Source organism: Neoaquamicrobium microcysteis (genome assembly GCF_008180155.1).
GTDB lineage: Bacteria > Pseudomonadota > Alphaproteobacteria > Rhizobiales > Rhizobiaceae > Aerobium > Aerobium microcysteis.
On the sequence record NZ_VSZS01000068.1, the window covers coordinates 69,223 to 95,073 of the forward strand.

General features: G+C 63.5%; 18 protein-coding genes. 8 read left to right on the plus strand and 10 right to left on the minus strand.

All coding sequences use genetic code 11. The features are described from left to right. Positions 1–12 precede the first annotated feature (12 nt). The 4 genes from FY036_RS21255 to FY036_RS21270 form a co-directional block, all read right to left on the minus strand. Complete coding sequence (locus FY036_RS21255) at positions 13–1,221, minus strand: acetyl-CoA C-acetyltransferase (protein WP_148916785.1); 1,209 nt, start codon at positions 1,219–1,221, stop codon at positions 13–15. A gap of 33 nt (positions 1,222–1,254) precedes the next feature. Beyond that, entirely contained in the window at positions 1,255–2,427 is a 1,173-nt protein-coding gene (locus tag FY036_RS21260; RefSeq protein WP_148916786.1) for an acyl-CoA dehydrogenase family protein, read from the minus strand. 58 nt (positions 2,428–2,485) lie between these two features. Continuing rightward, complete coding sequence (locus FY036_RS21265) at positions 2,486–4,276, minus strand: acyl-CoA dehydrogenase C-terminal domain-containing protein (protein ID WP_148916787.1); 1,791 nt, start codon at positions 4,274–4,276, stop codon at positions 2,486–2,488. A 268-nt stretch (positions 4,277–4,544) separates the two neighbouring features. Further along, on the minus strand, positions 4,545–4,976 hold the full coding sequence (locus FY036_RS21270; RefSeq protein WP_148917140.1) for a MerR family transcriptional regulator: 432 nt from the start codon (positions 4,974–4,976) through the stop codon (positions 4,545–4,547). A gap of 372 nt (positions 4,977–5,348) precedes the next feature. On the opposite strand from FY036_RS21270, the gene FY036_RS21275 reads away from it, so the two are divergent. The 3 genes from FY036_RS21275 (at position 5,349) to FY036_RS21285 (ending at position 10,999) form a co-directional block, all read left to right on the plus strand. Continuing rightward, positions 5,349–9,089: a peptidoglycan-binding protein gene (locus tag FY036_RS21275; protein ID WP_235897746.1), complete on the plus strand. Its 3,741-nt coding sequence runs from the start codon at positions 5,349–5,351 to the stop codon at positions 9,087–9,089. A 180-nt stretch (positions 9,090–9,269) separates the two neighbouring features. Next, complete coding sequence (locus tag FY036_RS21280) at positions 9,270–10,193, plus strand: sulfite exporter TauE/SafE family protein (protein WP_148916788.1); 924 nt, start codon at positions 9,270–9,272, stop codon at positions 10,191–10,193. A gap of 2 nt (positions 10,194–10,195) precedes the next feature. Beyond that, on the plus strand, positions 10,196–10,999 hold the full coding sequence (locus FY036_RS21285; RefSeq protein ID WP_148916789.1) for a TIGR02186 family protein: 804 nt from the start codon (positions 10,196–10,198) through the stop codon (positions 10,997–10,999). Positions 11,000–11,006: 7 nt separating this feature from the next. Here the strand turns inward: FY036_RS21285 and pdeM are convergent, their stop codons facing one another. Continuing rightward, positions 11,007–11,723, minus strand: coding sequence for a ligase-associated DNA damage response endonuclease PdeM (gene pdeM, locus FY036_RS21290; protein ID WP_148916790.1), 717 nt, complete (start codon positions 11,721–11,723; stop codon positions 11,007–11,009). Then, positions 11,723–14,245 carry a ligase-associated DNA damage response DEXH box helicase gene (locus FY036_RS21295; RefSeq protein WP_201744829.1) on the minus strand — a complete coding sequence of 841 codons (2,523 nt, stop codon included), beginning with the start codon at positions 14,243–14,245 and terminating at the stop codon, positions 11,723–11,725. Before FY036_RS21295 ends, pdeM begins: the two co-directional genes overlap by 1 nt. 135 nt (positions 14,246–14,380) lie before the next feature. Here FY036_RS21295 and FY036_RS21300 point away from each other — a divergent pair, with 135 nt between their 5' ends. Together FY036_RS21300 and FY036_RS21305 are read left to right on the plus strand one after the other, a co-directional pair. Continuing rightward, the gene (locus FY036_RS21300) at positions 14,381–15,391 is read left to right on the plus strand and encodes a ligase-associated DNA damage response exonuclease (RefSeq protein ID WP_148916792.1); all 1,011 of its coding nucleotides are present in this window, start codon (positions 14,381–14,383) and stop codon (positions 15,389–15,391) included. Then, positions 15,388–16,971, plus strand: a complete 1,584-nt coding sequence (locus tag FY036_RS21305) for a cisplatin damage response ATP-dependent DNA ligase (protein ID WP_148916793.1) — start codon at positions 15,388–15,390, stop codon at positions 16,969–16,971. The genes FY036_RS21300 and FY036_RS21305 overlap by 4 nt, the downstream gene beginning before the upstream one ends. Positions 16,972–16,976: 5 nt before the next feature. Here the strand turns inward: FY036_RS21305 and FY036_RS21310 are convergent, their stop codons facing one another. Then, positions 16,977–18,014: a flagellar basal body-associated FliL family protein gene (locus FY036_RS21310; RefSeq protein WP_148916794.1), complete on the minus strand. Its 1,038-nt coding sequence runs from the start codon at positions 18,012–18,014 to the stop codon at positions 16,977–16,979. A 194-nt stretch (positions 18,015–18,208) separates the two neighbouring features. On the opposite strand from FY036_RS21310, the gene FY036_RS21315 reads away from it, so the two are divergent. After that, positions 18,209–19,162 (plus strand): NAD(P)H-dependent flavin oxidoreductase, encoded by a 954-nt coding sequence (locus tag FY036_RS21315; RefSeq protein ID WP_148916795.1) that lies wholly within the window; start codon positions 18,209–18,211, stop codon positions 19,160–19,162. A gap of 91 nt (positions 19,163–19,253) precedes the next feature. Further along, the gene (locus tag FY036_RS21320) at positions 19,254–20,369 is read left to right on the plus strand and encodes an endonuclease/exonuclease/phosphatase family protein (protein ID WP_148916796.1); all 1,116 of its coding nucleotides are present in this window, start codon (positions 19,254–19,256) and stop codon (positions 20,367–20,369) included. 47 nt (positions 20,370–20,416) lie between these two features. Here FY036_RS21320 and FY036_RS21325 read toward each other — a convergent pair whose 3' ends face one another. Then, positions 20,417–22,114: a bifunctional metallophosphatase/5'-nucleotidase gene (locus FY036_RS21325; RefSeq protein ID WP_148916797.1), complete on the minus strand. Its 1,698-nt coding sequence runs from the start codon at positions 22,112–22,114 to the stop codon at positions 20,417–20,419. 253 nt (positions 22,115–22,367) lie between these two features. Here FY036_RS21325 and dgcN point away from each other — a divergent pair, with 253 nt between their 5' ends. Continuing rightward, the gene (gene dgcN, locus FY036_RS21330) at positions 22,368–23,366 is read left to right on the plus strand and encodes an N-acetyltransferase DgcN (protein ID WP_148916798.1); all 999 of its coding nucleotides are present in this window, start codon (positions 22,368–22,370) and stop codon (positions 23,364–23,366) included. A 13-nt stretch (positions 23,367–23,379) separates the two neighbouring features. On the opposite strand, the gene FY036_RS21335 is transcribed toward dgcN, so the two are convergent. Both FY036_RS21335 and FY036_RS21340 read right to left on the minus strand, forming a co-directional pair. After that, positions 23,380–24,936, minus strand: a complete 1,557-nt coding sequence (locus FY036_RS21335; protein ID WP_148916799.1) for a phospholipase D family protein — start codon at positions 24,934–24,936, stop codon at positions 23,380–23,382. A 110-nt stretch (positions 24,937–25,046) separates the two neighbouring features. Beyond that, complete coding sequence (locus FY036_RS21340; RefSeq protein ID WP_148916800.1) at positions 25,047–25,847, minus strand: FAD binding domain-containing protein; 801 nt, start codon at positions 25,845–25,847, stop codon at positions 25,047–25,049. Positions 25,848–25,851 lie beyond the last annotated feature (4 nt).

Below are 25,851 nucleotides of genomic sequence, written 5' to 3' on the forward strand. Positions count from 1 at the left end.
CCTCCGGCCCGATCAGACGCGTTCGATGATCGTCGCGGTGCCCATGCCCGCGCCGATGCACAGGGTGACGAGCGCGGTGTTCAGGTTGCGGCGTTCCAGCTCATCCAGAACCGTGCCGAAGATCATCGCGCCGGTTGCACCGAGCGGGTGGCCCATGGCGATGGCGCCGCCGTTGACGTTGATCTTGTCGTGGGGAATGTCGAATGCCTGCATGTAGCGCAGCACGACCGAGGCAAACGCCTCGTTCAGCTCGAACAGGTCGATGTCCGACAGCCGCATCTTGGCCTTAGCAAGGAGCTTCTCGGTCACGTCGACCGGCCCGGTCAGCATGATCGCCGGCTCGGAGCCGATGTTGGTGAAGGCGCGGATGCGGGCGCGAGGCTTGAGGCCGAGCGTCTTGCCGGCCTTCTTCGAGCCCAGCAGCACGGCCGCTGCGCCATCGACGATGCCGGACGAATTGCCGGCATGGTGGACGTGGTTGATGGCTTCCACCTCCGGGTGGCGCTGGATGGCCACGGCGTTGAAGCCGCCCATCTCACCCGGCATCACGAAGGACGGGTTGAGCGAGGCCAGCGACTGCATGTCGGTGGAAGGGCGCATGTGCTCGTCATGGTCGAGGATCGTCAGACCGTTCTGATCCTTGATCGGGATGACCGAGTTCTTGAAGTAGCCCTTTTCCCACGAATTTGCCGCGCGCTTCTGGCTCTCGACGGCGTAGGCATCGACGTCGTCCCTGCTGAAGCCGTATTTCGTCGCGATCAGGTCTGCGGAAACGCCCTGCGGCACGAAATAGCCCGGCAGGCCGACCGACGGGTCCATGAACCAAGCGCCGCCCGACATGCCCATGCCGACGCGCGACATCGACTCGACGCCGCCGGCGATTACGATGTCATCCGAGCCGCCTGCGATCTTGGCTGCACCGAGGTTGATTGCGTCGAGGCCCGAGGCGCAAAAGCGCGAGAGCTGGACGCCCGGAGCCTTGTTGTCGTAGCGCGCCTCGAATGCGGACGAGCGCGGGATCACCGAACCGGCCTCGCCTACCGGATCGACGCAGCCGAAGATGATGTCGTCGACCGTTGACGTGTCGAGGCCGTTGCGGTCCCGCACAGCTTCCAGCACCTTCGCGCCGAGCCTCACAGCCGGGACTTCGTGGAGCGAACCGTCCTTCTTGCCGCGGCCGCGCGGTGTACGCACCGCATCGTAGACAAAAGCGTCTGCCATTTGTTTCTCCCTGGGTTGTCGACCGCTTCGCCCCTAAAGCGAGCGCGCGATAAGAAGTTTCATGATTTCGTTGGTGCCGCCGTAGATGCGCTGGACACGCGCGTCACGATACATCCGCGCGATGGGATACTCGTTCATGTAGCCGTAGCCGCCATGCAGCTGGACGCATTCGTCCACCACCTTGCACTGCAGATCGGTGAGCCAGTATTTCGCCATCGACGCGGTCACCGGATCGAGCCCGCCCTGCAGATGCCGCGCCACGCAATCGTTGTAGAAGACGCGGCCGATCGTAGCCTCGGTCTTAAGCTCCGCCAGCTTGAACTGAGTGTTCTGGAAATCGAGGATCGCCTTGCCGAAGGCCTTGCGTTCCTTGACGTATTCGCTCGTCACGGCCAGCGCCCGCTCGATCATCGCGATTGCCTGGGTGCCGATCAGCAGCCTTTCCTGCGGAAGCTGCTGCATGAGCTGGATGAAGCCCTGACCCTCCTCGTGTCCGAGCAGATTGGCGGTCGGCACGCGCACGTCGTTGAAGAAGAGTTCCGACGTGTCGTTCGACTTCAGCCCGACCTTGTCGAGGTTTCGACCGCGCTCGAACCCGTCGGCATCTTCGGTTTCCAGCACGATCAGCGAGGTGCCTTTGGCGCCCTTCTCGGGATCGGTCTTGGCGACGACGATGACGAGGTCGGCAAGCTGACCGTTGGTGATGAACGTCTTGGAGCCGTTGATACGGTAGTGGTTGCCGTCCTTCTCAGCGCGCGTCTTAACACCCTGAAGGTCGGAACCCGCACCCGGCTCCGTCATCGCGATCGCGCCGATCATCTCGCCGGTGGCCAGCCTGGGCAGCCACTTCTTCTTTTGCTCTTCGGAGCCATAGTGAAGGATGTAGGGCGCAACGATGGCGTTGTGCAGGGCGATGCCGAAACCATCGACACCGACATGGCTGATGGCTTCTATGATCGCGCTTTCATGCGCAAACGTGCCGCCGGAGCCGCCGTACTCCTCAGGCATGGAGGCGCAGAGCAGGCCGTTTTCGCCCGCTTTGCGCCAGCTTTCCCGGTCGAACTTCTCGTTCTTCTCGAACTCTTCATAGCGCGGCGCTATCTCGGTCTCGAGAAAGCGCGTCGCCATGTCGTAAAGCATGCCGACTTCCTCATCGGCCCAGGCGGGCTTTGGAAGATCGAGAATTTCGGCCGGCTGCTTCGACAAGGACTTTCCTTCCACGCCAAGGACGTTCAATCTTGAACAGATGCGTTTGAGATAGGCCCTAGAAGGCATCCTCCGCAAGGGCCATCATCGAATCCGCGCCGGCAGAGATGCGTGCGAGATGCGCGGCGGTTTCAGGCATGACGCGCTCGAAATAATAGCGCGCCGTAACCAGCTTGTTCTCGTGCAGCGGCCTGGACGTACCTTCGACGATGCGCTCCTGTGCGGTCTTGGCCATCCGTGCCCACATGTAGCCGAGCGCAACGAGGCCGAAGAGATGCAGATAGTCGGTCGAGGCAGCACCGGCATTGTCAGGCTTCTGCATCGCGTTCTGCATCAGCCAGATGGTCGCCGCCTGCAGGTCGTTGAGACCCTTCTTCAGCGACTTGGTGAAAGGAGCCATCGTCTCGTCGGCGCGGTTTTCCTCGCAGAAGTCGCCGACTTCCTTGAAGAATGCCTGAACCGCGCGGCCGCCATTCAGCGCCAGCTTGCGGCCGACCAGATCGAGCGCCTGAATGCCGTTGGCGCCTTCGTAAATCTGGGCGATGCGCGCGTCGCGCACGAACTGGCTCATGCCGTGCTCTTCGATATAGCCGTGACCGCCGAACACCTGCTGAGCCATCACGGCGTGCTCGAAGCCCTTGTCGGTCAGCACGCCCTTGATGATTGGGGTCATCAGGCCGAGATGGTCGTCGGCAGCCTGCCGGTCGGCTTCATCGCCCGAGCGATGCGCCACGTCGGATTTGAGCGCGGTCCAAAGGACGAGTGCGCGGCCAGCCTCGTTGAAGGCACGCATGACCATCAACTTTCGGCGGATATCCGGGTGCACGATGATCGGATCGGCCTTCTTGTCGGGCGCTTTCGGCCCAGAAAGCGACCGCCCCTGAATGCGCTCCTTCGCATAGGAGACAGCGTTCTGGTAGGCGATCTCACCCATCGAAAGGCCCTGAAGGCCCACGCCGAGCCGCGCCTCGTTCATCATCACGAACATGGCCTTGAGGCCGCCGTGTTCCTGCCCGATGAGGTAGCCCTCCGCCTCGTCGTAGTTCATGACGCAGGTGGAGTTGCCGTGGATGCCCATCTTCTCCTCGATGGAGCCGCACACGACCGCGTTGCGCTCGCCGGGATTGCCGTCGGCATCAAGCTTGAACTTCGGCACGATGAACAGCGAAATGCCCTTCACGCCCTCCGGTGCGCCCTCGATGCGGGCCAGCACCAGATGGATGATGTTCTCGCTCATGTCGTGCTCTCCGGCCGAGATGAAAATCTTCTGGCCGGAAATCTTGTAGCCGCCATTGCCGTTCGGGACGGCCTTGGTGCGCAGCATGCCCAGGTCGGTGCCGCAATGCGGCTCCGTCAGGTTCATCGTGCCGGTCCACACACCCTCGGTCATCTTCGGGACGTAGGTCTGCTTCTGCTCGTCGGAACCATGCGCGAGGATCGCGGCAATCGCGCCCTGCGTCAGGCCCGGATACATCATAAGCGCCATGTTGGCGGACGACAGATACTCACCGACCGCCGAGTGGACCGTATAGGGAAGCCCCTGCCCACCGAACTCCTCAGGGATGGAAAGGCCCATCCAGCCGCCCTCACGATACTGGTCGTAGGCCTGCTTGAAACCCTTTGGCGTTTTGACCGAACCGTCGGCGCTGCGCACGCAGCCTTCCTCGTCGCCCACGCGGTTGAGCGGATGCATGACATTTTCAGCCAGCTTGGCTGCTTCTTCGAGGATCGCTTCGAGCACGTCCGGCCCGGCATCCGAAAAGCCCGGCAGATTGGAATAGCGCTCGTAGCCGAGCACGTCGTTGAGAACGAAGAGCGTATCCGCGACAGGTGCCTTGTAGATCGGCATGAAAGTCCTCCAGAATTCGGGCAGATCTTCGTCGCACGGAATCGCAACGCGGCGAAGCCAGATGAAGGAGTAGTATCAAAAATTGACGTTTGCGTAAACGTCAATTGTTCGCGACCCTGGAAAAATCGCGATCTCTTCCCCTTAAACCGCACCACAATAGCGGGGAACATGCTGCTTCGCGAGATGACCACGGAAACGACCGCGCCAAAGAAAAAGGAGCCGCCGAGGCGACTCCTTGCAGTACTGAGCTGTCGTCGCCTACCCGCGATCAGGAAGCCTGACGCAGAGCCAGGGCGGAACGCCAGGTGGACATGGCGTTCTTGAGATCGTCGATCGCTTCCTCGATGGCCAGCCGCTGCTTCTCGAGGCGACCAAGCTGACGCTCGGACTTGTCGATAAGGGTACGCAGTTGCTTCACGCTTCCGCTGTCGGGATCGTACATATCCATGATCTGCTTGACCTCGCGCAGCGAGAAGCCAACCTTGCGGCCAAGCATGATAAGCTTCAGACGGGTCACGTCGCGCTGGGTGTAGAGGCGGGTATTGCCTTCCCGCTTCGGGTTCAGGAGGCCCTTATCCTCGTAGAAGCGAAGCGTACGCAGGGTGACGTCGAACTGCTTGGCCATATCGCCGATGCGGATGTAGCCGTCAGACAGTTCGGACGCATTGGCCATGCTCTCGCTGGCCGGCATCATGTTCATCATTTCGCATTTCCCCGTTCGTTGCGCTCGGCCTTCGGCAGGAGCGCCGACAGGATACCCATGGGGCGACAGGCATCCGATCAAGTGGACCATATGTAGAAGACGCGCCAACCCGGCCCGTCAGTCAGCGGCGCATATAGGCTCAGATCAGTTTTGCTGCAAGTGCGAAATCCTGACGCAGGGGAAATGCCGCCCATAAGCGAAACGGTAATTTTGGTTAACGGGTTGTTTACCACGATTGGACGATTGTGCGCGTGTCGGTGTCCCGTGGTTATTGTGTCTTTCGTTGCTCACGGTTCTTCCGCCCGAGGGGATCGTCCCTGTCGCTTGTTGCGGCAGTCGCACGGCGGCCTCCACGGAAAAAGGTGAGGAATGAGCCGGACCATTCCGGCCATCAACGCGGCAACGGGCGGTTCGATGAACAACAGACGGTCCTATCTCGATTCCATCAACGCCGGCCGCAGGCGCAGGGCCAGCACGTCCCTCGAAGAAATCTCCAGCACGCTCGACGAACTGGAAAGCCGCATCCGGAACCCGCATGAGGAGCGGCTGACTTCGCGTCGCGAACAGCGGCTTGCCGGCGATTCGTCCTATTTCGGCAGCCGCGACAATTGGGCCCACGCGCGCGACGATCGCTCGCCCCGCGCCGGCGGTTTCGACAGCGACGGCGTCGCCCAGGAGTTGAGTGCGCTGCGGCGCGACCTGCGCGACCAGATGGGAGCGGGCCTGCGGCGCGAGTTTGCAGCACTCAAGAGCGAGATTGAAACCGCGATGCAGACTTCGGGCCCGGCCGGGCAGGTCGCACAACTGGGTGTCGAGTTCGAACGGCTTTCGGCGATGATCCACAAGCTCGCCTCGCAGAGCGACGACCGGCAGGTCAACCTGCTGCGCCTTGAGATGGAGCAGGTCAAGAACGCGCTCGGCAAGCTTGCGCGCGAGGATACGGTGCAGTCGTTAGACCGGCGCTGGGATGAGTTCGACCAGCGCTGGACCGACATCGCCAACCAGGTATCGAACGTCCAGCGCGACCCTGCCCTTCAGGCGCTGAGCGCCCGGCTGGAGCAGATCGGCGACGCCGTCAATGCGCTGCCCACCTCGGTGGCACTGCGCTCGCTGGAAGAAAAGATGAAGTTGCTGGCCGCCACGGTGGACCAGTTCGCCCATCATCAGGACCGGATCGCCCCCGACGCGCTCGACGCCATCGAGGAACGGCTGGACGAGATTTCGCGCGCCGTGGCGGCATCGACATCCGTCGCACATCCGGTGGCATTCGATCCCGAGCCGTTCCAGCGCATCGAGGCGCGCATTTCCGGTCTCACCCGCCAGATGGAAGAGGCGGCCCAGACAAATCCTGCAGCCGCGTTGGTGGATCAGCTCTCGGCCCTGTCGCACCGCGTGGAAGACATCTCGCACCGCGTCGAGCTGCCCGAGCATGTGATCGAGAAGCTCTCCGACCGCATCGACTCGATCTCCTACAAGCTGGATCAGGCACCCGGACGCCCGGACCTCGACGAGGTATTTCATAATCTCGAGAACCGTTTCGCCTCTCTTTCGGCAATGCTCGAACAGCGTCACGACGATGCGCTGGTGAAAGGTCAGAACCTCTTCCGCGATCTCGAGCGGCGTCTCGATAGCGTCGCCATCAGCATCGAGAGCGGCAGCGGCGCACCGTCGGTGCAGGACGCGCGCCTGATGGAGGCCATGGAAGCCCGCTTTGCCGATCTTGCGACGCGGCTCGACCGCCAGCCCGCAGCGCCGGCCGACGAGGCTGCTATCCGCGCGCTCGAAGCCCGCATCGAAACCATGTCGAGCAAGATCGAGGCGTCGGTGCTTCAGCCCGAAGTGGACAAGAAGCTGATCCGCAGCCTGGAGACCCAGATCGCCGACCTCGCCGCCCACCTGTCCAGGCCGGCGGAGCCCGTCGCGGCAATCGAAGACATTCGCCCGCGCCTCGACAAGATCGAGGAAGCGGTTGCCGCGGGAAAGCAGGACGTTCTCGAAGCCGCGCGTCAGGCGGCGGAGGAGGCCGTGCGCCGCTTCGCCGGGTCTGGCTCGGGCCCGGACGGCGCGCTTGTCGCCGGCCTCGCCGACGACCTCAAGTCTCTGGAAGCGCTGACCCGCAAGTCGGACGACCGCAATGCCAAGACCTTCGAGGCGATCCACGACACACTGCTGAAGATCGTCGGTCGCCTCGGCGCGATCGAGAACGGCGACACCGGTCCGCAGAAGCAGGCGGCGATGCAGGTGCGCGAAACCCTTTTGGGCGCAATGCAGACGCCCTCGCTCCAGCCTTCGGCCGAAGCGATGCCGTTCGCCGGAATCGACGACAATGTAATCCCGGCAGCCGACGAGGAGCTGACGCCGAAGAAGGGATATCGTACCGCGGCCGCGGCCGCTGCGGAAGCCGCGGCTGACGCGGTGCGCAGCGATGCGGCAGGCGCGAATGCTTCCGCCGCGGGCGGTCGACGCTCCATGCTCAGCGGCCTGACGCGCGCCCTGTCCGGCCGCAAGGGCAAGAAGGGAAGTCAGTCGCCCGAAAACCTCGCAGGCGATATGCCGGTCGAGCCATCGATGGAAGCGGAAACGCCATCCGTAGAACTGGATGCGCCGCTTGACCCGGTGATGGCGAACCAGCCTCTGGAGCCCGGCACCGGTGCGCCGGACCTCAATGCGATCATGAAGCGTGTACGCGATGAACGCGGCGAACCCGCACGTGGCAAGGCAAGCGTGGAAACGGCCAAGGCGGACTTCATCGCGGCGGCACGGCGTGCAGCACAAGCCGCAGCGGCCGAAGCCGAAATCATGAAGCGCAGCCCCGCAACCAAGACGAAATCTGGTGGTTTCAGCCTCGGCGGATTGCTCAAGTCGCGTCGCAAGCCGGTGCTGATGGGTGTTGCGGCGATTCTCATGGCTCTTGCCGGCCTGCAGATCGGCAAGTCTTTCATCAGCGGCAGCGTCAGTGAAGTCGCGAAGGTTCCTGCGCCCGCACCCGCTGCGTTCGTTGCCGAAGCCGTGACGATCGACGACGCCAAGCCACTGCCTGCACAACCTGTCCGCGTAGCCGGCGAGGCCCCTGCGCCCTCGACCGCGCGCGCCGCCATCGCGGCAGCTCCAGAACGGGCCGAGGACGTCTCCACCAACTGGCTCGACGTGGAAACAACCGCTTCAGCTCCGCAGGCGTCGGCCGCAGCAGCCCCGACGCAGGAGACGGAAGAGGCCGCCGAATCGCAAACCCTACCCGAGCCAACCGAAGAGCAGATCGCAGCCATTCCCGTCGAAGCCGGGCCCGTGGCCCTGCGCGAAGCGGCTGCCGCAGGCGATCCCAAGGCGCTGTTCGAGATCGGTAATCGCTATGCCAGCGGCCGCGGCGTGCTGGAGGACATGGCTGCCGCGGCCCAGTGGTACGAGCAGGCGGCCGACGAAGGGCTGGCGCCCGCCCAATACCGCATCGGGAACCTTTACGAAAAAGGCATCGGCGTCCAGCGCGACGTCGCAGCCGCAAAGACCTGGTATCAACTCGCGGCAGCGCAGGGCAACGCCAGCGCCATGCACAACCTTGCCGTCCTTTTCGCCATGGGCGCTGACGGGACGACCGACAATGAATCGGCCGCGCGCTGGTTCGGCGAGGCCGCAGAGCGCGGCGTCAAGGACAGCCAGTTCAATCTGGGCATCCTGGCTGCAAAGGGCGTCGGCATGGAGCAGAACCTTGAGGAGGCCTACCAGTGGTTCGCGCTGCTGGCGAAGGCCGGCGACAAGGATGCCGCGGAAAAGCGCGACGAGGTGGCCACTGCGCTGCGCCCGGAACAGCTTGAGAATGCGCGGGCGGCTGTCGAACTTTGGCGCGCCAAGCCAGTGGACCCCGAAGCCAACACGGTCGAAGTGCCCGATAGCTGGAGCGAGGGAGAGGACGTAACCGCCAGCGTCGACATGAAGCAGGCGGTGCGCAACATCCAGCAGATTCTCAATAAGAACGGCTACTCGGCAGGGCCGGCCGACGGCGTGATGGGTGCGAAGACCAAAACCGCCATCGCCTCCTTCCAGAAGGATAACGGCATGGCCGCGACCGGCGAAGTGGACGAGCCGCTGGTGCACGCCCTGCTTGAAAGGCGCTGATTGCGACACCCCCGCGACGCATCAGCGCAAATACCTGCAAAAGCCTGCATTTTTCCGGGTCGATCCGGTTCGCACGGTTTGACTTCACGTTCCTGTCGGCGCAAGAACGGTTGACCTCTCCGGCCCGCTTCGCACGCAGAAGCGGTGTCGGCATCAGGGCACGAACAGTCGAGCTTGGCGGTGGGCATCTATCTCCCGATCGCGGAAATGTCGGTCAACATGGTCGTTCTTCTGGCCATGGGGGCGGCGGTCGGCTTCCTGTCAGGCATGTTCGGCGTGGGAGGCGGATTTCTCATCACGCCACTGCTGATCTTCTACAACATTCCACCTGCAATCGCGGTCGCCACCGGGGCCAACCAGGTCGTCGCATCGTCGATCTCGGGGGCTCTGGCGCACTTCAAGAAAGGCACGATCGACTTCAAGCTTGGCACGGTATTGCTGGCGGGAGGTGTGGTCGGCTCGACCGTGGGCGTGTGGGTGTTCTCGCTCCTGCGCAGCGTCGGCCAACTCGACCTGTTCGTCTCGCTGCTCTATGTCGCGCTGCTGGGCACGGTCGGCGGCATGATGCTGGTGGAAAGCGTTCGTGCACTCAGGCGCGCCGCCGGCGGCAATGTCGCCTCGCTGCGCAAGCCCGGCCAGCATAACTGGATCCACCGCCTGCCGCTGAAGATGCGCTTCCGCGCATCCAAGCTGTTCGTGAGCGTTATCCCGGTGATCGGGCTTGGCGTGATTATCGGCTTCCTCGCCTCCATCATGGGCGTGGGTGGCGGCTTCATCATGGTGCCGGCACTGATATACCTGCTCAAGGTGCCGACCAATGTCGTCATCGGCACCTCGCTTTACCAGATCGTTTTTACAGCCGCGTATACGACCGTCGTGCATTCCACGACGAACCAGACGGTCGATGTCGTGCTGGCTTTCCTGCTGATGGTGGGCGGCGTTGCGGGCGCGCAGTACGGCGCACGCGCCGGCGCGAAGCTGCGTGGCGAGCAGTTGCGCGCGCTTCTGGCGTTGCTTGTTCTTGCGGTTGCGCTAAGGCTGGCGTTCGACCTCTTCGTGCGCCCCGCCTCGCTCTACTCCCTCTCATCTCTGTCGGGGGTATGACGATGCACAGCCTCCGCCTGACGACGCTGACAGGCATCCTGTTGTCCCTGCTGATCGCGTTGAGCCCGGTGCGCGCGCAGGTGCCGGAAACCGCCAACCCCGAAAGCATCCAGATCGGACTATCCACCGATCGCGTTTCCATCACAGCGGATTTTTCGGGGGCCGACCTCACCATCTTCGGCGCGCTCGACAACTCCGACCCCCTCATTGCACGGCATGGGCGCTACGACGTGATCGTGGTTCTGGAGGGTCCGCCGCGCCCTGTCGTCGTGCGCAAGAAGACCCGCTTTCTGGGCATGTGGATCAACACCCAATCGGTGACGTTCGTGAACGTCCCGGTTTCCTATTCGGTAGCGACGACACGCGCGCTGCAGGACATAACTCACCCCGACAATTACCGGCAGATGGCGTTGGGGGCCAACAACATCACTGTTGTTCCGGCCGTTCGCGATGACGACCCGGCCACCATCAGGGAGTTTGCCGTAGCCCTGCGCGACCGCAAGAAGGCGAGCGACCTTTTCAGCGAGCGCATCGGCGGGGTGCACTTCCTGTCGCAGAGCCTGTTTCGAGCGACGCTGCATCTCGCGCCGAACGTGCCCGTCGGCACCCACCGCGCCCGCGCTTTCCTGTTCAAGAACGGCGTATTCATCAAGGAAAGCTCGGCTCAGCTCGCCATTCTCAAGTCAGGCTTCGAGCAGCGCATCTTTCGTGCGGCGCAGGAACACAGTTTTCTTTATGGCCTCGGCGCGGTAGCGCTGGCATTCGTGACTGGCTGGATCGGCCGCCTGGTCTTCCGAAGGGACTGACCGGATATCATCCGCCGCGCAGGCGACGATGGGCCATGGCGTAGACCCGGTCGGCGCCGAGCATGTGAGCGAAGAACGTCTCCCACCGGAACAGTCCGCGATAGGCCCGGTCGAGAACGTTGAGCGTGCCTGTGTAGGCCCCGAATGCCGGCATGACGAGCCGCTCGCCGTCGGTAGCAAAGCAGCGCCTGCGAACCGCTCGCCCGCGCTGGACGATCACAGCCCCGGGATGCAGATGGCCTGCTATCTCGCCCGGTTCGGCACCGGTTAGCGGTTCATGGCGGAATCGCAACCTTCCAAGCGCGATCTCCCCGGCCACCATGCCCGGCAGGCCGACTGGCGCATCCGGGTCGTGGTTGCCGGCTACCCATATCCATTCGCGGCCGGTCATGAGGGCCAGCAGTCTCTCGCGATAGGACTGAGGCATGCGTTCGGCCCCCCATCCGTCATGGAAGCTGTCACCGAGGCTGATGATCGTCGCTGGGCGATGCTCCGCGATCACAGCCGCCAGCAGATCAAGTGTCGCCCCGGTATCGTAAGGCGGCAGCAACTGGCCGCGCCTGGCATAGGCCGACCCCTTTTCCAGATGGAGATCGGAGACTACGAGCACCCGGCTATCGGGGAAGAACAGCGCGCCGCGTGGGTCGCATAGCGCGACCTCGTCCGCGATGGCGATCTCGCCGGCGCGCGTGGTAAAGCTGCGCATGTCCGCCGCAACGTTCATCAGTAACCCATGGCCTCGTGCACGAGGTCGTCCTCTGCTTCCGACAGGAGCATCTCGTCGGCCTCGCCTTTGACGCGTTCCTTGCCGATCTCCAGCATCACCGGTACGGCCAGCGGCGAGATGCGCTCAAGCTGCTTATGCACGATTCGCCCCCTGATCCGCGAGAGCATGTCGGCAAGCCTGCTGACATCGAGCAGGCCGGCGGCGGCATCGGCGCGCGTAGCGCGCAGAAGGATATGGTCGGGATCATGCGTGCGCAGCACATCATAGATCAGGTCGGCCGAAACGGTCATCTGCCGGCCCGTCTTCTCCTGTCCAGGGTGGCGCTTTTCAATAAGGCCCGAGATCGTCGCGCAGGCGCGAAAAGTCCGTTTCAGCAGCCAGCTTTCAGCCAGCCAGGCATCGAGATCGTCGCCCAGCATGTCCTCGTCGAACAGGTCGGAGAGCGGCAGCCGGCCGCCTTTGAACATCGTGCCCATGTCATCGTGAGCCCATATGGCCAATGCGTAGTCGGTGGCCACGAAGCCCAACGGATGAGCGCCTGCGCGCTCCAGCCGCCGTGTCAGGAGCATGCCCAGCGTCTGGTGCGCCAGCCGCCCCTCGAAAGCATAGGCGACCATGTAGTGGCGATTTCCACGTGGAAACGTCTCCACCAACAGGTCGCCGGCCCGCGGCAGCATCGACTTGTCCTTCTGGATCGAAAGCCACTCGGCCACCTGCTCCGGCAGGCGATTCCACCGCTCCGGGTCGGCCAGCATGGCGCGCACCTCCGCCGCGAGATAGGTGGAAAGCGGGAACTTACCTCCCGCGTAGACCGGAACCTTCGCGTCCTGTCCGGGCGCGTTGGAAACGTAGCACTCGTTCTCGCGGATGCCTTCAAAGCGCAGGATCTTGCCAGCGAAAAGAAATGTGTCGCCCGGCGTCAGCGTTTCGAGAAAATACTCCTCGATCTTGCCAAGCGCCGGCCCGCCAGCGGCATTGCCGCCCCTGCTCCGCTGGCGTGTCATGCGAACATTGAGCGTCGGCGATTCCACGATGGTGCCAACGTTCAGACGGTACTGTTGCGCGTAGCGCGGGTGCGAGACGCGCCACAGTCCTTCCTTTGTCTTGCGGATGCGCGCGTAGCGTTCGTAGCTTTTCAAGGCGTAGCCACCGGTGGCGACGAAATCTACGACGCGTGCGAAGGTGTCTTCGTCCAGATGTGCATAGGGCGCGGCGGTACGCACTTCCTGAAGCAGCACGGCCTCGTCGAACGGCGCCGCGCAGGCCATGCCCATCACGTGCTGGGCCAGAACGTCCAGCGCGCCTTCCAGCAGCGGGGGCGTATCCTGCGCGCCCAGATAGTTCGCCTCGATCGCCGCACGACATTCCAGAACCTCGAACCGGTTGGCCGGCACGAGTATTGCCCGGCTGGGTTCGTCCATCCGGTGGTTGGAGCGCCCGATGCGCTGCGCCAGACGGCTGGCGCCCTTCGGTGCGCCGACATGGATGACAAGGTCGACATCGCCCCAATCTATGCCGAGGTCGAGCGTGGAAGTGGCGACGACCGCGCGCAGTGCGTTGGCCTCCATCGCATTTTCCACGCGTCGCCGCTGCGTCACATCGAGCGAGCCGTGGTGAAGCGCTATCGGCAGCGTATCCTCGTTGACCCGCCAAAGTTCCTGAAACAGGAATTCCGCCTGGCTGCGCGTATTCACGAAAAGCAGTGTGGTGCGGTGATCCTTTATCGCCTCGTAGATCTCGCCGATGGCATAGCGCGCGGAATGGCCCGCCCACGGCACGCGTTCCTGCGAATCCAGTATGGTGATGACCGGCTTCGCGCCGCCCTGAACGGTTATCAGCTCCGCCATCAGCCCTGGCGGGTTCTGCGGCACCAGCCAGCGGCGCAATTCGTCCGGTTCGGCAACGGTCGCTGACAGGCCGATGGTCTTCAGGCCGGGCACGAAACGGCGCAGCCGAGCCAGCCCCAGCGAAAGCAGATGCCCGCGCTTGGATGTCACCAGCGAATGCAGCTCATCCAGCACCACATACTTCAACCCCGCAAACAGACGGTCGGCGTCTCCAGACGCGATGAGCAACGCCAACTGCTCCGGCGTGGTCAGCAGGATGTCGGGCGGCGCGGTCTTCTGGCGCTGCCGCTTGTGCGCAGGCGTATCGCCCGTCCGGGTCTCGATCGCGATGTCCAGCTTCATTTCCTCGACCGGGCGACCGAGGTTGCGATGGATGTCGACCGCCAGCGCCTTCAACGGCGAGATGTAAAGCGTGTGGACCCCACGATGAAGCTCGCCCGGCTTTCGCTTCGGCCGCTCAGCGAGATCCGTCAGCGAAGGCAAGAAACCGGCCAGCGTCTTGCCCGCACCCGTCGGCGCGATCAGCAATACGGAAGCGCCACCCTGCGCACGCGCCAGCAGATCAAGCTGGTGAGCGCGCGGCGCCCACCCACGCTCGCCAAACCAGCGCGCAAAGGCTTCGGGAAGTTTCGTCGCGCCGGCAAGCGCCTGCTGGTCGAGAAGTCTGGTCACCGCCAAGAGGTAGCGCGGCGAAGGGAACGCGCCAAGCGGGAAGCAGCGAGACCAATGTTCCGGCCACCCTGCTGACAGGAGCCGCCACGAGAACGACTTTCCGCCACGCCACGCCTTGCCTATCTATGAAGTGCCATGCAGCCGCGCGACATTCTCCATCCACGCCCCGAAGGGCTTTACTGCCCGCCGGGCGATTTCTTCATCGACCCCGTGCGGCCGGTGGACCGTGCCCTCATCACGCATGGCCATTCCGACCACGCCCGCGCCGGCCACGGCCATGTGCTCGCGACGCGGCAGACGCTCGACATCATGGCTTTGCGCTACGGCGAGCATTTTGCGGGCGCGACGCAGGAGGCAGGTTACGGTAAGGAGATCACCGTCAACGGCGTCAGGGTTTCGTTCCATCCGGCCGGCCATGTGCTGGGTTCGGCACAGATCGCGGTCGAGCATGGGGGTACACGGATAGTTGCGTCTGGGGACTACAAGCGTGCGGCTGACCCGACCTGCGCCGATTTCGAGCTTGTCCCCTGCGACGTCTTTATCACCGAAGCCACCTTCGGCCTGCCCGTGTTCCGACACCCCGACGCGGCCGACGAAATCGCCCGGCTTCTGAAGTCGGCCGACCAGTTTCCTGAAAGGGCGCATCTGGTCGGCGCCTACGCGCTCGGCAAGGCGCAGCGCGTTATCCGGCTGATCCGCGATGCGGGCTACAGCGAACCACTCTACATTCACGGTGCGCTGGCGAAGCTGTGCGAATATTACCAGGCGCAGGGAATAGACCTTGGGCGGCTGGAGCCTGCAACGGTCGATACCGGCACGAAGGGCGACTTCGCCGGGGCAATCGTCGTCGGCACACCATCGGCTTTCGCCGATCGCTGGGCGCGCCGGTTCCCCGACCCCGTCACCGCCTTCGCGTCGGGCTGGATGCGCATCCGCCAGCGGGTGAAGCAGCGCGGCGTCGAGCTTCCGCTGATCGTTTCCGACCATTCCGACTGGGACGAATTGATCGAGACCATCGCTGCGACCGGTGCATCCGAAGTCTGGGTCACGCACGGCCGCGAGGAGGCGCTGGTGCGCTGGTGCGAGATGCAGGGCATCAAGGCGCGCCCGCTGCACCTCGTCGGCTATGAGGACGAAGCCGAATGAAGCGCTTTGCCGAACTGCTCGATCGCCTTCTGCTGACGCCGTCTCGAAACGCCAAGCTGAAGCTGATGATCGACCATTTCCGCGAGACGCCGGACCCCGATCGCGGGTTGGCGCTGGCGGCGATCACCGGCAACCTGTCATTCGCCTCGGTCAAGCCCGCGCTGCTGCGCGCGCTCATAGCAGAGCGCATGGACGAGGTTCTGTTCGCCTATTCCTACGACTATGTCGGCGACCTCGCCGAGACGATCTCGCTTGTCTGGCCGGAGGGCGGCGAAGCCAATGACGATGATATCAGCCTGTCCTACGCCGTCGACAGGCTGCACGCTGCCAGCCGCTCTGATGCGCCTGCGGTTCTCGCAGGTCTGCTCGACAGGCTGGAGCCCGCTTCCCGCTTCGCAATCATCAAGCTGGTGACAGGCGGCTTGCGCGTCGGCGTCTCGGCCCGGCTGGCGAAACAGGCGCTTGCCGATTTCGGCGGTGTCGATGTCCACGATATCGAGGAAGTCTGGCACGGGCTTGAACCACCTTATGAGGAGCTTTTCGCCTGGCTCGACGGCAACGCTGCCAAGCCGGAGCCGGGCCGCCTTGCTCTCTTTCGCCCCGTCATGCTGTCCAACCCGGTGCAGGACGGCGACCTCGCGCGTCTCGACCCGCAGGACTATACCGCCGAATGGAAATGGGACGGCATCCGTGTGCAGGCGGTGTGCGAGGGTGACCTTCGCAAGCTTTATTCGCGCACCGGCGACGACATTTCGGGCGCGTTTCCCGACCTGGTCGAGGCGATGGATTTTCACGGCGCACTGGACGGCGAATTGCTGGTGGGGCGACCGCCGGAGCGGACAGGCTCGTTTTCCGATCTTCAGCAGCGCCTGAACCGCAAGACGGTGGCTGCGAAAACCATTCGTGACTTCCCGGCTTTCATGCGCTGCTACGACATTCTTTCCGACGGCTCGGAAGATATGCGCACGTTTCCTTTGAGCGAGCGCCGCACGCGTCTTGAAGCCTTCGTCGCGCGGCTTGACCCACATCGTTTCGATCTCTCGCCACTGGTGCCCTTCGACGACTTGCAGCATCTCGACCGGCTGCGCACCGAACCGCCGCATCCGGTGATCGAAGGCATCATGCTCAAGCGGCTGGATTCTCCCTACGTGCCTGGCCGCCCCAAGGGACCATGGTTCAAGTGGAAGCGCGATCCCCACACCATCGATGCTGTGCTGATGTATGCGCAGCGCGGCCATGGCAAGCGCTCTAGCTTCTATTCCGACTACACGTTCGGCGTATGGCGGGAGGACGAACTGGTGCCGGTCGGCAAGGCCTATTTCGGCTTTACCGACGAGGAGCTTCGCCAGATCGACAAGTTCGTGCGCGACAACACCATAGACCGCTTCGGCCCGGTGCGCTCGGTGCGCGCAGAACCAAACCACGGCCTCGTTCTGGAGGTGGCTTTCGAAGGGTTGAACCGTTCCACCCGCCACAAGTCTGGCGTCGCCATGCGGTTTCCGCGCATTTCACGACTGCGCTGGGACAAACCGCCTGCAGAAGCCGACCGGCTGGACACGCTGGCAGCGATGCTCGACTGAGCGCTCTACTCGGCCGGCGTTACGCGGATGGCGTAGACGTCGAGCGACTTGCCGCCGCCTTCGATATCGGGGTTGATCGCGATCGTTCCGCCCGCACCGGGGTTGGTGGCGGGTAGCTCCATCTCGAAAAGAAACTCTTCGCGCGTGCTGCCGACGGCATAGCGCTTACGCCCGCAGTCACCCAGTTCGCCAAGGCTGCAATCGACCGAGATTTGCGTTTCCTCGCCTTCCTGCGCGCGCGCAACGATGTTGAAGACGGTGCGCTTGCCCGCGACCTCTTCCAACACCCCCTGCCCGACATCGAACAGGATCGGCGAACCCGACGCACCTGATCGGATGCGGATGAAGCGCTCGCCGTCATCCTCGGTGATCTCGGCGCGCGAATCACCCGGTGCAGTCACGGTCGTCGGATCGGCGGGGTCGAAGACCGCGATCCAGTCGTCGAGGTTGTCGCCTCCTCCCACGATGCGCGGCGGCTGGCCGGGTGCCGGCTGTTCCGGCGTGAAGTCCTCGGCATCCTGCGGCGGCCTCGGGAACGATTCCGGCCCTGATGGCGCGAACATCCACCATGCCCCGGCACCAACCACCGCGAGGATGGCCAGGGTGACGACGATTGCCAGCCAGGAGCGGCTCCGGCGCTGTGGCCGCCCATATCCTTCATAGGAGGGAGGGTCGATGCCGTCGTCGTAGTCGTCATCGGCCGCTGACGCGTAGTTGCGGTCCTCGCCTGCCAGTGTCGGTGCGAATCCGGGCTCGCTCCTCTGTTCCTGGGTGACTGGTGCGGGTGTGGGCTGTGACGCACGTGCGGCAGCTGGCATATCCACTGCCGGAACGGCGGGGATGAATTCCGATTCGATTGCCGAGACCGTCTGCGACAGCGCCTGACGGCGGCGCGCAACGATGTCCTCAGTCACGTTCGGATTGGCCTGCAACGCCCGGTCCAGCGCACCGAAGGCCGAGCGATAGACCTTCTCGCGGAATGCCCGGTCGCTCGGGTCGCCCTTCTCGAAGGCGCTTCTTATGGCTTTCTCGATCGAGTCCAAATTGAGGCTCTGTCTCAAATAATCCTGCACCTAAGCATGGTTAGCGTTACCAAAGCGTTCAATCAATGATGGTGACGCGTTTGCGCGAAACAATCCATCGCGCGTGGCGACGCCCGACACGGTTGCCCGGCCATACCGATCTGCTACAAAGTGACGTTTACGCAAACGTCAATCGCTGGGAGGAATGACACGACATGGCGCTGCCCGAGATCCTGAAGTCCAACCTGCGCATTCCGGTGGTCGCCTCACCGATGTTCATCATCTCGCATCCGCCTCTCGTGCTGGCGCAGTGCAAGGCGGGGGTCGTCGGTTCGTTCCCGGCCCTCAATGCGCGTCCGGAAGCGCAGCTCGACGAATGGCTGGCGCAGATGAACGAGGAACTGGCCGCCCACGATGCCGCCAATCTTGGACAGAAGGCTGCGCCTTTCGCGGTCAACCAGATCGTGCACAAGTCGAACGGCCGGCTGGAACACGACCTGGCCATGTGCGTCAAATACAAGGTGCCGATCGTCATCACATCCTTGGGCGCTGTGCCGGAGGTCAACGACGCGGTGCACTCCTATGGGGGCATCGTGCTGCACGACATCATCCACGACCGACACGCCCGCAAGGCGATCGAGAAGGGGGCCGACGGCCTCATTGCGGTTGCCGCAGGGGCTGGCGGCCATGCCGGCACGCTTTCGCCGTTCGCACTGGTGCAGGAAATCCGCCAGTGGTTCGACGGCCCGCTGCTTTTGTCGGGCGCGATCGCCAATGGCGGCGCGATCCTCGCCGCACAGGCGATGGGCGCCGACATGGCTTACATAGGCTCGCCCTTCATCGCCACGACCGAGGCGCGGGCGGCCGACGACTACAAGCAGATGATCGTCCAGTCGAAGGCGGCCGACATCGTCTATTCCAACCTCTTTACGGGGATACATGGCAACTATCTCAAGGGTTCGATTGCGGCCGCCGGCATGAACCCGGACGACCTGGCTGTTTCTGACCCGACCAAGATGGATTTCGGCAGCGACAAGACAAAGGCGTGGAAAGACATCTGGGGTTGCGGGCAAGGCATCGGAGCGGTGGACGCCGTGGTGGGCGCGGCAGCCCTCGTGGACCGCCTCGCGGGCGAATACGAAGCGGCCAGGCGCAAGCTCGCGGCCTGACGCCGGCAAAGCATCCGAGCGAGCGCCGGCCGTCTTTTTTCTCGGCTTGAAATGAATTATACTATGCTTCTCTCTGCTTCGGGAGAAGCATATGGCCAATATGCGCGACATAACCTTCGGGACGTTCAATCTTTACAATTTGCAACGTCCCGACTGGCCGATGTATGCGCAAAGCCGTCTCTACACGCAGGAAGAGTACGATCTGAAGATCGACTTTATCGTTCGCACCATTCTCCGGCTCGACAGCGACGTCATCGCCTTTCAGGAGGCCTGGTCGCCTGAAAGCCTGGGTGATGTGTTCGCCGATCCGCGGTTGAGCGGGCAGTACGAGCTCGCCTTCATCAAGGACGGCGGCTGGGACGGCATCGCTGTTGCCGCAGCTGTGCGGCAGCCATGGCGCATACTTTCCGTTCAGCGCCACAAGGCGTTTCCGCCGGAAATGAAACTGAAGAAGCGCAAGCGCACCATGGCGGCGATCCGCGCCAACCCGCCGGCAGCGGACCGCGAGGTCGATGCCGATCAGGACCCCGAATTCGTGCCAAGCCACGAGGACGAGGGCATCGAGGTCGCCATCTCGGAGTTCTCGCGTTCGCCCTTGCAGGTGACGGTCGGCCATTCGCGGGCCCGCAACCCGTCCGTGCCGCCGATCCACGTTTTCTGCACGCATCTGAAATCGAAGCTGAGCACGCCGCTCGACAACGAGGAATATCGCGACGCCGCCATCCGGCCGCACCGTGAAGCGCTGGGCGGCGCGCTCTCGACCATCCGCCGCACGGCGGAAGCCGCCGCACTTCGCATCATTCTCAACAAGGCCATGACCGGTAACGACGAGCCCGTGGTGGTGCTGGGAGACATCAATGACGGGCAGTTCTCCAACACCGTATCGGTGCTGTCGGGGCAGCCGTCATTCCGTGTCATTCAGTCCAGCACCGCTGGCCGGCGCAGCGACCACGGCCTTTACAGCGGCGTGACCTTGCAGCAGCTTCGCAGCCTTGCCGACGTCTACTACACGCACGAGTTCAAAAACGTGCGCGAGGTCATAGACCACGTGCTGGTCTCTGAGCAGTTCTACGACTACTCCGACAAGCGGCACTGGTCCTTCCGGGATATGCAGTTCCTTAACGACCACATCGACCAGGTCGAACGCCATACGACGGACCACGGTCTGGTCCGCGCGACATTTGTTTGGAAGCCCAATGTCGCATAGGCTCCGCCGGCCGCTGTCGAGCGGCGGCCGGCGGATATCATGCAGCCTCAGTTCTTCTCGATGACCGTGATGCGGCCTTCGAGCTTGGGCTGGTAGGGTGCATTGTTGGCGAGATATTCAGCCACCACCTCCTCCATGCCCGGCCCGTAATCGTACGGATCGACTGCGTTGGAAGCGAACAGCGCATAGCCGTCACCGCCCTTGCGCATGAAGTCGTTGGTGCCGACGGTGTACTCCTTCTCGGGGTCGATCGGCACCCACTCGCCGTTTTCCTGGACCATTACATCCTTCACGCGGCCGCCGTCCGGGTCGACGTTCAGGTCGAGCGTGAATTTCAGGCCACCCACCTGCGGGAACTTGCCGGCGCCGTTCTCGATGTCGTTCACGGCAGCTTCGAGCGAGCCGACTATGTCGGCTCCCTTGAGCTTCATGGTTGCAAGCGTGTTCTGGAACGGCAGCACCGACAGCACATCGCCCACCGTCGCCATGCCCTGGTCGATGGAAGCGCGAAGGCCACCACCGTTCTGGATCGCGATGGTCACGCCCAGATCGGCCGTGCGGGCAAGGATCGCGTCGGTGACGAGCACGCCCATCTCGCATTCCTTGGCGCGGCAGGTCTCGCGGCTTCCGTCGATCGGAGCCGCAACCTCTCCTACTTCCGTAGCCTTCATCGTCTCGATAGGCCCGGCCAGTTCGGCGATGCGCGCCTCGATCTCGGCGTCAGGCTCCACCGATGCGTCAAGCAGCAGCGTGTCGCCGGTGGCCTCGGCCACATAGCCTTCCTCGTCGAAGGTCAGCGCGATATCGCCCAGATGCTTGGAGTAAGCGCCGGCCTGCACGATCGGCACGGCCTTGCCTGCCGGGTTCTCAACCAGCATCGCATAGGAAGGCGCGCCTTCCTCCGTGTTGGAAAGCAGTGTGTGGGAGTGGCCGCCGATGATGGCGGAGATGCCTTCCACTTGCGCGGCAATCTCCTGGTCTCGGTTGAAGCCGACATGCGACAGCAGCAGCACCTTGGTGACGCCCTCTGCGCGAATGCGGGTGACGGCTTCCTTGAGATATTCGATATCGTCCTGGAATGTGACGCCGGGTCCGGGCGAGGCGATGTTGACGGTATCGGGGGTCAGCACCGAAAGCACGCCGATCTTCTCGCCGCCGACGTCGAGGATCGCCCATTCGTCGACCTTGCCGTGCAGCTTCTCGGTATCAGCGATGGTGATGTTGCCGGAGATCAGCGGGAACTCGATGAGGTCGGCAAAGTCTGCCAGGACGTCCGGGCCATTGTCGAACTCGTGGTTGCCCACGGCCATGAGATCGAAGCCGATCTTGTTCATGAACTCGCCTTCGACCTTGCCCTTGTAGGTCGTATAGAACAGCGAGCCCTGGAACTGGTCGCCCGCATCGAGCGTCACCACGTTCTCACCGGCGTCTTCCAGTGCCTTGCGGCGCTCCCAAATCTTGGTCGCCAGCCGGCCGAAGCCGCCGAAGCACTTGCCCTCGCCCTGATCCTCGGCCGAGCAGGTCGAGTTGAAACGGCTGATCGATTCGACGCGCGAATGCATGTCGTTGATGTGCAGGACGTTCAGCTTGAACGCGCCCTGGGCGTGCGCCGTGGACATCGAGAAATGCGCGATGCCGCCACCGCTGGCGACGACCAGGCTTGCGCCTGCCACCTGCAGAAAGCGGCGGCGGCTAAGGGCCGTGGTGTTTTGTGCGTTCGCGCCCGGTGTGTCCTCTTTCGACATGTTGCGCCTCCTTCTTTTTGCGCTGATTGTTCTGTTCCCCACGATCGTTGGATCGAATCGTCCGGGATCGGCAACATGCTTGCCCCGCTTCCATGATCGCTTGATGAATGTTCCCTTGGGTTTACCCTTTGGTCAAGAAATACCTTCGCCAGCCGGCCAATCAGCAAAGGGCTGGACCAGTGGCCAGCGCATGACGCGGGGCTTCCGGGCTGATAGATGTGCCGGCGGACACGTTCTCTCGAAAGGCCGTTCGATGCTCAAGACCCCCTACCTCCTTTTCCTCGGCGACGCGCCGGACCAGCTGGCCGCAAAGGTTGCGCAGGGCATCAAGGACTGGCGGCCCGAGTTCTCGCTGGGTCAGTTGAAGCTGCCGGGCTGCAAGGCCGAGCTCGGCCTGCCGAACATGACGATCGCCGAGGCGAAGGCCGCGGGGGCGCAGACGCTGGTGGTGGGCGCCGCCAACCGCGGCGGCGTGATTTCCGACGCATGGATCGCGACGTTGTTCGAAGCAATCGAGGCCGGCATGGACATAGCATCCGGCCTTCACAACCTGCTGCGCGAGCGCAAGGAGTTGGTGGACGCGGCCGCCAAGGCCGGCGTGACGCTCTACGACGTGCGCGTGCCGACCGTTTCCTATCCTATCGCAGACGGCAAAAGGCGCACGGGAAAGCGCTGTCTGGCGGTCGGCACCGACTGCTCGGTGGGCAAGATGTACACCGCCCTCGCGATGGAAAAGGAAATGCGCGAACGCGGCATGAAGGCCACTTTCCGTGCCACCGGCCAGACGGGCATTCTCATTACCGGATCGGGCGTGCCGCTCGATGCCGTCATCGCCGACTTCATGGCCGGCAGTGTCGAATGGCTCACGCCGGACAACGACGCCGACCATTGGGATCTGGTCGAAGGTCAGGGCAGCCTGTTCCACCCGTCCTATTCGGGCGTGACGCTGGCGCTCATACATGGAGGGCAGGCCGACGCGCTCGTGCTGTGCCATGAGCCTACCCGCACCCACATGCGCGGACTGCCGCACTACCAGCTTCCTTCGCTCGAGACGCTGCGCGACACGGCACTCGACATGGCGCGCGTGGTCAACCCCGACGTGAAGGTGACGGGAATATCCATCAACACGTCGGGTATGTCGGTGGATGAGGCCAAGACCTATCTGGCAGCCGTCGAGCAACGCATGGGCCTGCCGACGGTCGATCCGTTCCGCGACGGCGCTGCCCGGCTGGTGGACGCGTTGGAGGGTTAGACCTCACGCCGCTCTAAAGCTGTGATTCTATCGGCAGCCATGAAACGATGGCGGCAACCGCGCGCCGCGTGAGCCCTGCCTCGGGCTCGCGGCGCAACATCCTGAGGCCGCCATCCTCCTCGCTTTCCCAGAGCAGCTTGCCGTCGGCGTCGAGACGTACGGCGTAGCTCATCTGCGGGCCGGTCTCCTCGCGAAACAGTTCCCGCATCTGGCCGACAATGGTCGCCTCCCTGAACAGCACCCCCATCTCCGTATTGAGGGAAACCGAGCGTGGGTCGAAATTGAAGGAGCCGACGAAGCCCGCCCCCTCGTCCACGGTGAACGCCTTAGTATGCAGGCTGGCGGACTTGGAACCGAAGAGTGACATCTTCGTGCGGTGGGCGTGGGGCTGCAATTCATAGAGCCTCACGCCTGCCGCAATCAAATCCTTGCGGTAAGGCGCGTAGCCGCCGTGAACGGCGGCGACATCCGTTGCCGCAAGCGAGTTTGTCAGTACGGAGACATCGATGCCACCCTCCACCATCCGGCGCAGCCTGTTCGTTCCCTCGACACCCGGCACAAAATAGGGCGAGGTGATCTCCACGCTCTTCTCGGCAGATGCGATGACCGGCATCAGCTTCGACATGATCCAGTTGCCGTCGCCGCGAGCCAGCGCCTTTTCTGGCGGATCCGACACCACGTTGGCATCCCTGGTCCACCTTGTAGCGGAAGCATCGTCCAGCATGGACACGACCGAGACGCGTTCCAGTGCGCGCTCCACGTAGGGCTGCGCGCGATCGCTTTCGGCGAGTTGCGCGAGATCCGACCTGAGCCGGTCGAGCGCGCCGCGCCGCCCACCTGCCACCACACGGATCGGCATCGACACCTCGCTGTTCCAGAAGTCGTCGAACACCTTCTCGGTCTGCTGGACGGCGGGGCCCATCATGATCATGTCGATGTCTCGGAAGTTCGAGGTCTCAGCCGCGTCGAAATAGGGATCGCCGATGTTGCGCCCGCCGACGATCGCGAGCCTTCCATCGGCGATCCAGGCCTTGTTGTGCATGCGGCGGGTCACGCTGTAGGCGCGAAGCAGCATCTCGATCCCGCGTCGCAGGCCGCCATCGCGCGCGCGGCTGGGGTTGAAAAGCCTCACAGAAATGTTCGGATGCGCGTCGAGCGCGAGGTAGCTCTTGTCGCGGCCACGCGCGTTGATGTCGTCCAGCAGCAGGCGCACGCGCACGCCGCGATCGGCCGCCTGCACGATCTCATGGGCCAGCAGCCGGCCGGTCAGGTCGTCCAGCCAGTAGTAATACATCAGGTCCAGGCTGCGTCCGGCCGTCCGCGCCGTCAGCGCCCGGATAGCGAACGCGTCGAGATTGCCTGAAAGGAGGGTCAAGCCGCTCTTACCTGGATGCTGCTCCAGTCGCGGTGCGATTCCCTTGTCGAGAGTGGTGGCGGCCGGCTCGATCGGTAGTGCGCTTTCGTCCCTGCCGCGATCCTGGCGCGCGAAATGCCCGTAGGAGAGTACGGCGATGAAGGATGTCACCAGTGACAGCGCGCCGGCGGCAACCAGAAACCAGACTATTTGCATCGCCAGACCGCGAAAGCTCGTTGCTCGGCTGGATCATAGGCAGTTGGCAGCGATTGCCAAGAAGAAGGGGGCCGCAAAGCCCCCTTTCCCCCTAAGCAGGAGCAACCGCCTTACGCGTTTGCAGCGGCCACAGCGCGCTTGGCCATGACGACGACCAGATTGGCGCGATAGTCGGCCGACGCATGAAGGTCGCTCATCAGGTTCTTGGACGGCACGGTCATGCCCTCAAGTGCCGACGGTTCGAACTTCTTTGTCAGCGCAGCCTCGATCTCCCTGGAGCGGAACACGCCGTCCTCCCCCGCACCCGTCACCGCGACCTTCACGCCGTCCTTGCCCTTGGCCACGAACACGCCCGCCATGGCGTAGCGCGAGGCGGGGTTGCGGAACTTCTCGTAACCGCATTTGGCAGGCGCCGTGAAGGTGACACCCGTAACGATCTCGTCGTCCTTGAGCGCCGTTTCGAACAGGCCGGTGAAGAATTTCTCGGCGGCAATTTCGCGCTTGTTAGTAACGATGGTCGCTCCCAGAGCCACCGTGGCCGCCGGATAATCGGCGGCCGGGTCGTTGTTGGCGATGGAGCCGCCGAGCGTACCGAGGTGGCGCACATGCGGGTCGCCGATATGCGAGGCCATATGGACTATGGCGTGGCATACCGACGCGAGCTTGTCGTTCGCAGCCACTTCGGCGTGAGTCGTTCCCGCCCCGATGGTAACGTTCTTCCCCGATATCCTGATGCCCTTGAGCTCAGCTATATGGCGAAGATCGACGAGGTCGGAGGGTGCGGCAAGCCGCGTCTTCATCGCCGGGATCAGCGTCATGCCGCCGGAGACGAACTTTCCGTCTTCTGCCTTCTTGAGCAGCTTCACAGCGTCAGCGACGGAGGAAGCGCGGTGGTAACTGGTCGAATACATGCTG

What these genes read in the sequence shown, in the direction of transcription:
- FY036_RS21255 (WP_148916785.1), bottom strand. Translation starts at nt 1,221, where the DNA reads ATGGCAGACGCTTTTGTCTACGATGCGGTGCGTACACCGCGCGGCCGC.
- FY036_RS21265 (WP_148916787.1), bottom strand. Translation starts at nt 4,276, where the DNA reads ATGCCGATCTACAAGGCACCTGTCGCGGATACGCTCTTCGTTCTCAAC.
- FY036_RS21270 (WP_148917140.1), bottom strand. Translation starts at nt 4,976, where the DNA reads ATGAACATGATGCCGGCCAGCGAGAGCATGGCCAATGCGTCCGAACTG.
- FY036_RS21275 (WP_235897746.1), top strand. Translation starts at nt 5,349, where the DNA reads ATGAGCCGGACCATTCCGGCCATCAACGCGGCAACGGGCGGTTCGATG.
- FY036_RS21285 (WP_148916789.1), top strand. Translation starts at nt 10,196, where the DNA reads ATGCACAGCCTCCGCCTGACGACGCTGACAGGCATCCTGTTGTCCCTG.
- pdeM (WP_148916790.1), bottom strand. Translation starts at nt 11,723, where the DNA reads ATGAACGTTGCGGCGGACATGCGCAGCTTTACCACGCGCGCCGGCGAG.
- FY036_RS21300 (WP_148916792.1), top strand. Translation starts at nt 14,381, where the DNA reads ATGCAGCCGCGCGACATTCTCCATCCACGCCCCGAAGGGCTTTACTGC.
- FY036_RS21305 (WP_148916793.1), top strand. Translation starts at nt 15,388, where the DNA reads ATGAAGCGCTTTGCCGAACTGCTCGATCGCCTTCTGCTGACGCCGTCT.
- FY036_RS21315 (WP_148916795.1), top strand. Translation starts at nt 18,209, where the DNA reads ATGGCGCTGCCCGAGATCCTGAAGTCCAACCTGCGCATTCCGGTGGTC.
- FY036_RS21320 (WP_148916796.1), top strand. Translation starts at nt 19,254, where the DNA reads ATGGCCAATATGCGCGACATAACCTTCGGGACGTTCAATCTTTACAAT.
- FY036_RS21325 (WP_148916797.1), bottom strand. Translation starts at nt 22,114, where the DNA reads ATGTCGAAAGAGGACACACCGGGCGCGAACGCACAAAACACCACGGCC.
- dgcN (WP_148916798.1), top strand. Translation starts at nt 22,368, where the DNA reads ATGCTCAAGACCCCCTACCTCCTTTTCCTCGGCGACGCGCCGGACCAG.
- FY036_RS21335 (WP_148916799.1), bottom strand. Translation starts at nt 24,936, where the DNA reads ATGCAAATAGTCTGGTTTCTGGTTGCCGCCGGCGCGCTGTCACTGGTG.
- FY036_RS21340 (WP_148916800.1), bottom strand. Translation starts at nt 25,847, where the DNA reads ATGTATTCGACCAGTTACCACCGCGCTTCCTCCGTCGCTGACGCTGTG.